The organism is Enterobacter quasimori, assembly GCF_018597345.1.
Lineage (GTDB): Bacteria > Pseudomonadota > Gammaproteobacteria > Enterobacterales > Enterobacteriaceae > Enterobacter > Enterobacter mori.
Map to the genome: position 1 here is coordinate 60,833 of NZ_JAHEVU010000009.1, position 11,402 is coordinate 72,234.

The 11,402-nt window shown below is 56.8% G+C and carries 9 protein-coding genes; 7 read left to right on the top strand and 2 right to left on the bottom strand.

Going from position 1 to position 11,402, the window contains the following annotated elements; genetic code table 11:
* The first annotated feature begins 166 nt into the window (after nt 1-166).
* From KK102_RS21590 to glyS, 3 genes are all read left to right on the top strand, one after another.
* Nucleotides 167-472, top strand: coding sequence for a YsaB family lipoprotein (locus KK102_RS21590; protein WP_126546198.1), 306 nt, complete (start codon nt 167-169; stop codon nt 470-472).
* 160 nt (nt 473-632) lie between these two features.
* Nucleotides 633-1,544 carry a glycine--tRNA ligase subunit alpha gene (gene glyQ, locus KK102_RS21595; protein ID WP_003860141.1) on the top strand — a complete coding sequence of 304 codons (912 nt, stop codon included), beginning with the start codon at nt 633-635 and terminating at the stop codon, nt 1,542-1,544.
* Between the two features lie 9 nt (nt 1,545-1,553).
* On the top strand, nt 1,554-3,623 hold the full coding sequence (gene glyS / locus KK102_RS21600; protein WP_126546199.1) for a glycine--tRNA ligase subunit beta: 2,070 nt from the start codon (nt 1,554-1,556) through the stop codon (nt 3,621-3,623).
* Between the two features lie 81 nt (nt 3,624-3,704).
* On the opposite strand, the gene fadA is transcribed toward glyS, so the two are convergent.
* Together fadA and fadB are read right to left on the bottom strand one after the other, a co-directional pair.
* Entirely contained in the window at nt 3,705-4,868 is a 1,164-nt protein-coding gene (gene fadA / locus KK102_RS21605) for an acetyl-CoA C-acyltransferase FadA (protein WP_090420960.1), read from the bottom strand.
* A gap of 9 nt (nt 4,869-4,877) precedes the next feature.
* Nucleotides 4,878-7,067 (bottom strand): fatty acid oxidation complex subunit alpha FadB, encoded by a 2,190-nt coding sequence (fadB, locus tag KK102_RS21610; RefSeq protein WP_126546201.1) that lies wholly within the window; start codon nt 7,065-7,067, stop codon nt 4,878-4,880.
* Between the two features lie 189 nt (nt 7,068-7,256).
* Between fadB and pepQ the strand changes: the two genes are divergently transcribed.
* From pepQ to hemG, 4 genes are read left to right on the top strand one after another with little or no spacing between them, the layout of a single operon-like run.
* Nucleotides 7,257-8,588, top strand: a complete 1,332-nt coding sequence (gene pepQ, locus KK102_RS21615; protein ID WP_216358411.1) for a Xaa-Pro dipeptidase — start codon at nt 7,257-7,259, stop codon at nt 8,586-8,588.
* Nucleotides 8,588-9,202 carry an IMPACT family protein gene (locus KK102_RS21620; protein ID WP_216358412.1) on the top strand — a complete coding sequence of 205 codons (615 nt, stop codon included), beginning with the start codon at nt 8,588-8,590 and terminating at the stop codon, nt 9,200-9,202. The genes pepQ and KK102_RS21620 overlap by 1 nt, the downstream gene beginning before the upstream one ends.
* Nucleotides 9,203-9,242: 40 nt before the next feature.
* Nucleotides 9,243-10,694 (top strand): Trk system potassium transporter TrkH, encoded by a 1,452-nt coding sequence (gene trkH / locus KK102_RS21625; protein WP_126546203.1) that lies wholly within the window; start codon nt 9,243-9,245, stop codon nt 10,692-10,694.
* Between the two features lie 10 nt (nt 10,695-10,704).
* The gene (gene hemG, locus KK102_RS21630; protein ID WP_126546204.1) at nt 10,705-11,250 is read left to right on the top strand and encodes a menaquinone-dependent protoporphyrinogen IX dehydrogenase; all 546 of its coding nucleotides are present in this window, start codon (nt 10,705-10,707) and stop codon (nt 11,248-11,250) included.
* The last annotated feature ends 152 nt before the right edge of the window (nt 11,251-11,402 follow it).

The window sequence follows — 11,402 nt, forward strand, 5'->3', positions numbered from 1 at the left end:
TGTAAACAGAGTGTGACTGCGATTAGGGTAAAGTCTTCCCTTGGAAAATTCTGAGTTTAACTCGCGTAACTTGTACGTGGAGCACGAGATTCGCAGAATGACGCACCATAATCTATAAAAGCGTTGATATTAAAAATAACAGCCACTGACCAGGGCGGTAATAAAAATGATGATGAAGCGTGTGGCGCCACTCTTTCTGCTACTCATACTGGCGGGGTGCAGCGCCTCGCAGGGCGTGCCTGAACAAAAAGCACAGCAGGGGAAAATCAGCCCTGAACGTTCGCTGAATATGGAGCAGCTCTGCAAAGACCAGGCAGCTCGCCGCTATAATTCACAGGTGCAGAAAATTACGGTTAACGGATTTGAGCGCTTTCAGGGAAGCTATGAGCTAAAAGGCTATACTGCGCGTAAAGAAGGCTTTGTCTGTTCTTTTGACGCGGACGGCCAGTTTTTGCATCTCTCGATGCGCTAATCTGCTCGTATAATCAGCAGCCACAATGCCCTGGCGTTCTGGCTGCGCGCCTTATTCCCCAATTTATCTTAAACAACCCCGTTTCGTACTGTATATCTTGCAGCCAGCGGGTATACTGATCCCTTCCATTTAAAACCACACGTATCCAGCACGAAATACTATGCAAAAGTTTGATACCAAGACCTTCCAGGGCCTGATCCTGACCTTACAGGATTACTGGGCTCGTCAGGGCTGCACCATTGTTCAACCTTTGGACATGGAAGTTGGCGCAGGCACCTCGCACCCAATGACCAGCTTGCGCGCGTTGGGGCCGGAGCCAATGGCGACCGCGTATGTGCAGCCTTCCCGCCGTCCTACCGATGGCCGTTACGGCGAAAACCCGAACCGTCTGCAGCACTACTATCAGTTCCAGGTGGTGATTAAGCCATCACCAGACAACATTCAGGAACTGTACCTCGGGTCGCTGAAAGAGCTGGGTATGGACCCGACCATTCACGACATTCGTTTCGTGGAAGATAACTGGGAAAACCCAACGCTGGGTGCCTGGGGTCTGGGCTGGGAAGTGTGGCTGAACGGCATGGAAGTGACGCAGTTCACCTACTTCCAGCAGGTTGGCGGTCTGGAATGTAAGCCGATCACCGGTGAAATCACCTACGGTCTGGAACGTCTGGCCATGTATATTCAGGGCGTAGACAGCGTTTACGACCTGGTCTGGAGCGACGGCCCGCTGGGTAAAACCACCTACGGCGACGTGTTCCATCAGAACGAAGTGGAGCAATCCACCTATAACTTCGAATACGCGGACGTGGACTTCCTGTTCACCTGCTTCGAGCAGTACGAGAAAGAAGCGCAGCAGCTGCTGGCGCTGGAGACTCCGCTGCCGCTGCCTGCCTACGAGCGTATTCTGAAGGCCGCCCACAGCTTCAACCTGCTGGATGCCCGCAAAGCCATCTCCGTGACTGAACGTCAGCGCTACATTCTGCGTATTCGTACCCTGACCAAAGCCGTTGCAGAAGCTTACTATGCGTCCCGTGAAGCCCTTGGCTTCCCGATGTGCAACCGAAACAAATAAGAGGCGGCCATGTCTGAAAAAACTTTCCTGGTGGAAATCGGCACCGAAGAGCTGCCACCAAAAGCCCTGCGCAGCCTGGCTGAATCTTTTGCTGCGAACGTGACCGCCGAGCTGGATAACGCTGGCCTGGCACACGGTAAAATTGAGTGGTTTGCCGCACCGCGCCGTCTGGCGCTGAAAGTGACAAATCTGGCGGCGTCTCAGCCGGATCGTGAAGTGGAAAAACGTGGCCCGGCCATTGCCCAGGCGTTCGACGCCGAAGGCAAGCCGAGCAAGGCGGCAGAAGGCTGGGCGCGCGGCTGCGGCATCACCGTTGATCAGGCCGAGCGTCTGACCACCGACAAAGGCGAGTGGCTGCTGTATCGTGCACATGTGAAAGGCGAAAGCGCGGAAGCGCTGCTGCCGGACATGATCGCGACCTCACTGGCTAAGCTGCCAATTCCTAAGCTGATGCGCTGGGGCGCGTCCGACGTGCACTTCGTGCGTCCGGTTCACACCGTGACCCTGCTGCTGGGCGATACCGTGATTCCAGCCACCATTCTGGGCGTGGCGTCCGACCGCGTGATCCGCGGCCACCGCTTTATGGGTGAGCCGGAGTTCACCATCGACAATGCCGACCAGTATCCGCAGATCCTGCTGGAGCGCGGTAAAGTCATTGCCGACTACGAACAGCGTAAAGCCAAAATCAAAGCGGACGCGGAAGACGCGGCGCGCAAGATTGGCGGTAACGCCGACCTGAGCGAAAGCCTGCTGGAAGAAGTGACCTCTCTGGTGGAATGGCCAGTTGTGCTGACCGCGAAGTTCGAAGAGAAATTCCTGGCCGTTCCGGCTGAAGCGCTGGTCTACACCATGAAGGGTGACCAGAAGTACTTCCCGGTATACGCCAACGACGGCAAGCTGCTGCCAAACTTCATCTTCGTGGCGAACATCGAATCGAAAGATCCGATCCAGATTATCTCCGGTAACGAGAAAGTGGTGCGCCCACGTCTGGCGGATGCGGAGTTCTTCTTCAACACCGACCGTAAAAAGCGTCTGGAAGATAACCTGCCGCGCCTGCAGACCGTGCTGTTCCAGCAGCAGCTGGGCACGCTGCGCGACAAAACCGATCGTATCGCGGAGCTGTCCGGCTGGATCGCCCGTGAAATCGGTGCCGACGTCAACCACGCGACCCGCGCGGGCCTGCTGTCCAAGTGCGACCTGATGACCAACATGGTGTTCGAATTTACCGACACCCAGGGCGTGATGGGCATGCACTACGCGCGTCACGATGGCGAAGCGGAAGACGTGGCCGTGGCCCTGAACGAGCAGTATCAGCCGCGCTTTGCGGGTGACGATCTGCCGTCCAACCCGGTTGCCTGCGCCGTGGCGATTGCCGATAAGATGGACACCCTGGCGGGTATCTTCGGTATCGGTCAGCACCCGAAAGGCGACAAAGACCCGTTCGCGCTGCGTCGTGCCGCGCTGGGCGTGCTGCGTATCATCGTTGAGAAGAATCTGAACCTCGATCTGCAGACCCTGACCGAAGAAGCGGTGCGTCTGTACGGCGACAAGCTGACCAACGCGAACGTGGTGGATGACGTCATCGACTTCATGCTCGGTCGTTTCCGCGCCTGGTATCAGGATGAAGGTTACACCGTTGACACCATTCAGGCGGTGCTGGCGCGTCGTCCGACCCGTCCGGCTGATTTCGATGCGCGTATGAAGGCGGTATCCCACTTCCGTACCCTGGAAGCGGCATCTGCTCTGGCGGCGGCCAACAAGCGTGTATCCAACATTCTGGCGAAATCCGACGAGACGCTGAACGAGCGCGTAAACGCCGCGACGCTGAAAGAGCCGGAAGAGATCGCCCTGGCGATGCAGGTTGTGGTGCTGCGCGACAAGCTCGAGCCGGTCTTCGCGGAAGGTCGCTACCAGGAAGCGCTGGTGGAGCTGGCGGAACTGCGTGACGTTATCGACGCCTTCTTCGAGAAAGTGATGGTGAACGTGGAAGATAAAGATCTGCGTATTAACCGTCTCTCGATGCTCGAGAAACTGCGCGAGCTGTTCCTGCGCGTGGCGGATATTTCGCTGCTGCAGTAATGCAAAAAACCCGCCCCTGACAGGCGGGAAGAACGGCAACTAAACTCATGCCGGGCTGCAAAAGCAGCCCGGCTTTTTTTATTACACTCTCTCAAATACCGTCGCGATACCCTGACCCAGCCCGATACACATTGTTGCCAGACCAAACTGGGCATCTTTGCGTTCCATCAGGTTGATCAGCGTCGTGCTGATGCGCGCGCCGGAACAGCCCAGCGGGTGACCGAGGGCGATCGCGCCGCCGTTGAGGTTAATCTTCTCGTCGATCTGATCCATCAGCCCCAGATCTTTGATGCACGGCAGGATCTGCGCGGCGAAGGCTTCGTTCATCTCGAACAGATCGATGTCGCTGGCGGTTAAGCCCGCTTTTTTCAACGCCAGCTTCGAGGCCGGAACCGGGCCGTAGCCCATGATTGACGGATCGCAGCCCACGACCGCCATCGAACGTACCCGAGCGCGAGGGGTTAAGCCCAGCTCGCGGGCGCGGCTTTCGCTCATCACCAGCATCGCCGCGGCACCGTCGGACAGGGCGGACGACGTTCCCGCCGTGACCGTACCGGTGACGGGGTCAAACGCCGGGCGCAGGGTAGACAGCGCTTCGACCGTGGTTTCCGGGCGGATGACTTCGTCGTAGCTGAACTGCTTCAGTACGCCGTCTGCGTCGTGACCGCCGGTCGGGATGATCTCATTCTTAAAGGCACCGGACTGCGTGGCGGCCCAGGCGCGAGCGTGAGAGCGCGCGGCAAAGGCATCCTGCATTTCACGGCTGATGCCATGGAGGCGGGAGAGCATCTCGGCGGTCAGGCCCATCATCCCCGCGGCTTTCGCCACGTTACGGCTCATGCCCGGGTGGAAATCGACCCCGTGGCTCATCGGCACGTGGCCCATGTGCTCAACGCCGCCCACCAGACAGGCCTGCGCATCGCCGGTCATGATCATGCGCGCCGCGTCGTGCAGCGCCTGCATGGACGAACCGCACAGGCGGTTGACGGTGACCGCCGGAACCGAGTGCGGGATCTCCGCCAGCAGCGACGCGTTGCGGGCGATGTTGAAGCCCTGTTCCAGGGTCTGCTGCACGCAGCCCCAGTAGATATCGTCCAGCGCAGCAGGATCCAGCGCCGGGTTACGCGCCAGCAGGCTACGCATCAGGTGCGCGGAGAGGTCTTCCGCACGCACGTTACGGAACGCGCCGCCTTTTGAACGGCCCATCGGGGTGCGAATCGCATCAACAATGACAACCTTTTCCATTGTGACTCCTTAAGCCGTTTTCAGCTCGCCAACCGGACGGGCTGGCTCAACTGCGGGATAGTAGGGTTCGTTATGGCGCGCTTTGTTACGCAGCCCTTCCGGCACCTCATACAGCGGGCCAAGGTGCTGATACTGCTGAGCCATATCGAGATAGCGGGCGCTGCCGAGCGTGTCCAGCCAGCGGAACGCGCCGCCGTGGAACGGAGGGAAGCCCAGGCCGTATACCAGCGCCATGTCGGCTTCTGCGGGGCTGGCGATAATGCCTTCTTCCAGGCAACGCACCACTTCGTTGACCATCGGGATCATCATGCGGGCGACGATCTCATCGTCGGTGAAGTCGCGTTTCGGCTGACTGACATCGGCCAGCAGGCCATCCACCGCGGCGTCTTCTTCTTTCTTCGGTTTGCCTTTGCTGTCTTCTTTATAGCGCCAGAAGCCCAGGCCGTTTTTCTGGCCGAAGCGGTTAGCGTCGAACAGCGCGTCAATGGCGTCGCGATAATCTTTCTGCATGCGCTGCGGGAAGCCTGCCGCCATCACCGCCTGAGCGTGGTGGGCGGTATCAATGCCGACCACGTCCAACAGATACGCCGGGCCCATCGGCCAGCCGAACTGTTTTTCCATCACTTTGTCGATTTTGCGGAAGTCCGCGCCGTCGCGCAGCAGCTGGCTGAAGCCCGCAAAGTACGGGAACAGCACGCGGTTAACGAAGAAGCCCGGGCAGTCGTTAACGACGATCGGCGTTTTGCCCATCTTGCTTGCCCACGCCACCACTTTAGCGATGGTGTCGTCAGAAGTTTTTTCCCCACGGATCACTTCGACCAGCGGCATACGGTGTACCGGGTTGAAGAAGTGCATACCGCAGAAGTTTTCCGGACGCTTCAGCACGCTCGCCAGTTCGCTGATTGGAATGGTGGAGGTGTTAGAGGCCAGCACGGTATCCGGGCGAACCTTGTCTTCCGTTTCCGCCAGCACTGCTTTTTTGACCTTCGGGTTCTCGACGACGGCTTCGACCACCACGTCGACACGATCAAAACCGCTGTACTCCAGCACCGGCTGAATGGTGGAAATCACGCCTGCAAGCTTCAGCCCGTCAATTTTTCCGCGTTCCAGCTGTTTATTCAGCAGCTTGGCCGCTTCGGTCATGCCCAGCGTCAGGGATTTCTCGCTGATATCTTTCATCACCACCGGCACGCCTTTCCATGCCGACTGGTAGGCGATGCCGCCACCCATAATGCCCGCGCCGAGCACCGCCGCGTGTTTTGGCGTCTCAACGTTTTTGGTCAGCTGTTTGGCTTTCCCTTTCACGAACTGATCGTTAAGGAAGATACCGACCAGCGCGCGGGCTTCATTGGTGTGCGCCAGCGGGACAAAGCTCTGATTTTCGAGCTTCAGGGCTTCATCGCGGCCAAAGCGGGCCGCGGCTTCAATGGTTTTCACCGCCGCGATCGGCGCCGGGTAGTGTTTACCCGCCGTCTGCATCACCATGCCTTTAGCGATGGTGAAGCTCATGGTGGCTTCAATTTTACTGAGTTTTAACGGCTCCAGTTTCGGCTGGCGTTTGGCTTTCCAGTCGAGATCGCCATTAATCGCCTGACGCAGAATGGCGAGTGCACCTTCAACAAGCTTCTCAGGTTTCACGACGCCGTCGACCAGGCCAATTTTCTGCGCCTGTTCTGCGCCGACGTCTTTACCCGCGGCAATGATCTCCAGCGCACTGTCGGCACCCAGCATGCGCGGCATACGCACGGAGCCGCCAAAGCCCGGCATGATGCCCAGCTTGGTTTCCGGCAGGCCGATGCGCAGATCCGGCGTGGCAAGACGGTAATCGGTGGCTAATACGCATTCACAGCCGCCGCCCAGCGCGTAGCCGTTAACGGCGGAAATGGTCGGGACAGGCAGATCTTCCAGACGATTAAAGACGCTGTTGGCAAAGTGCAGCCACTGGCTCAGCTGTTCTTCCGGGACCAGAAACAGCGAAAGAAACTCGGTGATATCGGCACCGACGATAAAGGCCGCTTTGTTCGAACGCAGCAGCAGCCCTTTTAATTCAGATTGTTTTTCAAGAACATCCAGCGCCTGGCCAAGACTGGCCACCGTCGCGGTATCAAGCTTATTCACTGAGCCGGGGGCATCGAACACCAGTTCGGCAATGCCATCTTCCAGCCAGTTGAGGTACAGGGTGTCGCCTTTGTAAAGCATGTCAGTCTCCTGAATCCAGCAAGTGGATCTGGTCATACCAGATGAGACGGAGTGTGGAATTTATGTTAATAAAATGCAAATTACTCATTAAGAAATTGCTGCGTTGATCACGGTCGGTTGAAATCACGCAGCCGGAGTGAGGTGTGCTAAGATGCGATGACTTGAGGTCAAAAAACGAAAGGAATAATGATGGACTCACTGGCTTCGCTTTATAAAAATCATATCGTTACCCTACAGGAGCGTACCCGCGATGTACTGGCCCGCTTCAAGCTGGATGCCCTGCTAATTCACTCCGGCGAGCTGATGAACACGTTTCTTGATGATCACGCTTATCCGTTTAAGGTGAACCCGCAGTTTAAGGCGTGGGTGCCGGTGACGCAGGTGCCCAACTGCTGGCTGCTGGTGGATGGCGTGAACAAGCCGAAGCTGTGGTTCTATCTGCCGGTGGATTACTGGCACAACGTGGAACCGCTGCCGACCTCTTTCTGGACCGAAGAAATTGACGTAATTGCGCTGCCGAAAGCGGACGGTATTGGCAGCCAGCTTCCTGCGGCGCGTGGCAACATCGCCTATATTGGCCCTGTTCCAGAGCGTGCGCTGGGTCTGGATATTCCGGCGGATAAACTCAACCCGAAAGGGGTACTGGATTACCTCCACTATTACCGTGCGTATAAAACCGATTATGAACTTTACTGCATGCGTGAAGCGCAAAAGACTGCGGTGAACGGTCACCGTGCGGCGCATGAAGCCTTCCAGTCCGGCATGAGCGAGTTCGATATCAACCAGGCGTACCTGACGGCGACCGGTCACCGCGATACCGACGTGCCGTACAGCAACATCGTGGCGCTGAATGAGCATGCCTCGGTTCTGCACTACACCAAACTGGATCATCAGGTTCCGGCTGAGATGCGCAGCTTCCTGCTGGACGCTGGTGCCGAGTACAACGGCTACGCAGCCGACCTGACCCGCACCTGGGCGGCGAATGGGGATACCGATTTCGCGCAGCTGATTAAAGATGTGAACGATGAACAGCTGGCGCTGATTGCTACCATGAAGGCGGGCACCAGCTATGTGGATTATCACATCCAGTTCCATCAGCGCATTGCTAAACTGCTGCGTAAGCATCAGATTGTGAAAGACATGAGTGAAGAGGCGTTGGTCGAAAACGATCTGACCGGGCCATTCATGCCGCACGGCATCGGTCACCCGCTGGGCCTGCAGGTGCACGACGTTGCGGGCTTTATGCAGGATGATACCGGCACGCACCTGGCGGCACCGTCTAAATATCCTTACCTGCGCTGCACCCGTATTCTGGAGCCGCGCATGGTCTTGACCATCGAGCCGGGGATCTACTTTATTGAATCCCTGCTCGCGCCGTGGCGTGAAGGGCAGTTCAGCAAGCACTTCAACTGGGAAAAAATTGACGCGCTGAAGCCGTTTGGCGGCATTCGTATCGAAGATAACGTGGTGATTCACGAGAACGGTGTCGAGAACATGACGCGAGACCTGAAGCTGGCCTGATGGAAAGCTGGCTGATACCGGCTGAACCGGTCACCTTCGTTGAGGAAATCAAGAAAAGCCGCTTCATTACGCTGCTGGCGCATACCGACGGCGTAGAGGCGGCAAAGGCGTTTGTCGAATCCGTTCGCGTGGAGCATCCTGATGCACGTCACCACTGCGTGGCGTGGGTGGCAGGACCGCCGGACGATTCGCAACAGCTGGGGTTTTCTGACGACGGTGAACCGGCTGGCACGGCTGGTAAACCTATGCTTTCGCAGCTGATGGGCAGCGGCGTGGGTGAGATCACCGCCGTAGTGGTTCGCTACTACGGCGGCATTTTGTTAGGCACGGGTGGGTTGGTCAAAGCCTACGGTGGGGGTGTCCAGCAGGCACTTAATCTGCTGATAACCACCCGCAAAACGCCACTTACCGAATATACTCTGTTATGCGAGTACTCGCAGCTTTCGGGCATTGAAGCGTTACTGAAGCACGCTAACGGTGTGATTGTGCACAGTGATTACCAGGCGATGGTGCAATTACGCGTGGCGCTCCCTCAGGCGGAACTGGCTTCTTTTTCAGCAAAACTCGCTGATTTTAGTCGTGGTTCGTTGCAATTGCTGCCGATTGAAGAATAATCCCCACCTCACTTTTTGAATACCAAAGGAAGCGGCAGAGATGCATTTTCGTGCCATAACCCGAATCGTTGGACTGCTGGTCATACTTTTTTCCGGGACGATGATTCTCCCAGGACTGGTGGCACTTATCTACCGGGACGGCGCGGGGCGTGCGTTTACCCAGACCTTTTTTGTCGCGCTGGCGATTGGCTCGCTGCTCTGGTGGCCAAACCGTCGTGAGAAAGGCGAGCTGAAATCTCGCGAAGGCTTTCTGATCGTCGTGCTGTTCTGGACGGTGCTGGGAAGCGTCGGTTCGCTCCCGTTTATCTTCTCTGAACAGCCCAATCTGAGCGTCACGGATGCCTTTTTTGAATCGTTCTCTGGTTTAACAACTACCGGTGCGACGACGCTGGTGGGGCTGGATTCTCTCCCACATGCCATTCTCTTTTATCGCCAGATGCTGCAGTGGTTTGGCGGTATGGGGATCATCGTTCTGGCGGTAGCTATCCTGCCCATTCTGGGCGTCGGTGGCATGCAGCTTTATCGGGCTGAAATGCCCGGCCCGCTAAAAGATAACAAAATGCGTCCGCGTATTGCGGAGACGGCAAAAACCCTGTGGCTGATCTATGTCTTGCTGACGGTCGCCTGCGCCCTGGCGCTGTGGTTTGCCGGAATGCCCGCTTTCGATGCCATCGGGCACAGCTTTGCGACTATCGCTATCGGTGGGTTCTCCACGCACGATGCCAGCGTGGGCTACTTCGACAGCCCGACGATTAACACTATTATTGCTATCTTCCTGCTGATCTCCGGTTGTAACTACGGTCTGCACTTCTCTTTACTGAGCGGGCGAAGCCTGAAGGTGTACTGGCGCGATCCGGAGTTCCGCATGTTTATTGGCGTCCAGTTGACGCTGGTGATCATCTGTACGCTGGTTCTGTGGTTCCACGATGTGTATAACTCGGCGATGACCACGCTAAACCAGGCCTTCTTCCAGGTGGTGTCGATGGCGACAACGGCGGGCTTTACCACGGACAGCATCGCGCGCTGGCCGCTGTTCCTGCCAGTGCTTTTGCTGTGCTCGGCCTTTATCGGGGGCTGTGCGGGGTCTACGGGCGGTGGCCTGAAGGTCATTCGTATACTGCTGCTGTTTAAACAGGGCAACCGCGAGCTGAAGCGTCTGGTTCACCCGAATGCGGTTTACAGCATCAAGCTGGGAAATCGCGCGCTGCCGGAACGTATTCTCGAAGCGGTGTGGGGCTTCTTCTCTGCTTATGCGCTGGTCTTTATCGTCAGTATGCTGGCTATTATTGCTACCGGCGTGGATGATTTCTCTGCATTCGCCTCCGTTGTGGCGACGCTTAATAACCTCGGTCCCGGGCTGGGCGTGGTGGCGGATAACTTTGCCAGTATGAACCCGGTGGCGAAGTGGATCCTTATCGCTAACATGCTGTTTGGGCGTCTTGAGGTCTTTACGCTGCTGGTGCTGTTTACCCCAACATTCTGGCGCGAGTAAGGAGTCATTAATGAAAACGTTAGTTCTTTTCTCTACGCGAGACGGACAAACGCGCGAGATTGCCGCTTATCTGGCTTCTGAATTAAAAGAGCTGGGCATTTACGCGGATGTAGTGAACCTGAACCGTGCGGAACACATTGCGTGGCAGGAGTACGATCGTGTGGTGATTGGGGCGTCTATTCGATACGGGCATTTTCATCCCGCGCTGGATCGGTTTGTGAAAAAACATAAGGACGCGCTCAATAAGCTGCCCAGCGCCTTCTACTCGGTCAATCTGGTTGCCCGTAAAGCAGAAAAGCGCACGCCGCAAACGAACAGCTACACGCGCAAGTTTTTACTTAACTCTCCGTGGCAGCCAACACTTTGCGCGGTCTTTGCCGGGGCGCTGCGCTATCCGCGCTACCGCTGGTATGACCGCTTTATGATCCGCTTGATTATGAAGATGACGGGCGGTGAAACCGATACGCATAAAGAAGTGGTCTACACCGACTGGTCGCAGGTAGCCAGTTTTGCGCGGGAAATCGCGCATTTAACGGGCGATTCGCGACTTAAATAAGCGTTAAGTTTGAAAAGTGAGCGAACGAAAAGTTTTTTGTATTTTGTGCTTGTCACTTCAGAATAACTCCCTATAATGCGCCTCCACTGACACGGAACAACGGCACACACGCCGCCGGGTCAGCAGAGAAAAGCGAAAATAAACGCTTGACT

What these genes read in the sequence shown, in the direction of transcription:
- KK102_RS21620 (WP_216358412.1), top strand. Translation starts at nt 8,588, where the DNA reads ATGGAAAGCTGGCTGATACCGGCTGAACCGGTCACCTTCGTTGAGGAA.
- fadB (WP_126546201.1), bottom strand. Translation starts at nt 7,067, where the DNA reads ATGCTTTACAAAGGCGACACCCTGTACCTCAACTGGCTGGAAGATGGC.
- hemG (WP_126546204.1), top strand. Translation starts at nt 10,705, where the DNA reads ATGAAAACGTTAGTTCTTTTCTCTACGCGAGACGGACAAACGCGCGAG.
- glyS (WP_126546199.1), top strand. Translation starts at nt 1,554, where the DNA reads ATGTCTGAAAAAACTTTCCTGGTGGAAATCGGCACCGAAGAGCTGCCA.
- trkH (WP_126546203.1), top strand. Translation starts at nt 9,243, where the DNA reads ATGCATTTTCGTGCCATAACCCGAATCGTTGGACTGCTGGTCATACTT.
- KK102_RS21590 (WP_126546198.1), top strand. Translation starts at nt 167, where the DNA reads ATGATGATGAAGCGTGTGGCGCCACTCTTTCTGCTACTCATACTGGCG.
- glyQ (WP_003860141.1), top strand. Translation starts at nt 633, where the DNA reads ATGCAAAAGTTTGATACCAAGACCTTCCAGGGCCTGATCCTGACCTTA.
- fadA (WP_090420960.1), bottom strand. Translation starts at nt 4,868, where the DNA reads ATGGAAAAGGTTGTCATTGTTGATGCGATTCGCACCCCGATGGGCCGT.
- pepQ (WP_216358411.1), top strand. Translation starts at nt 7,257, where the DNA reads ATGGACTCACTGGCTTCGCTTTATAAAAATCATATCGTTACCCTACAG.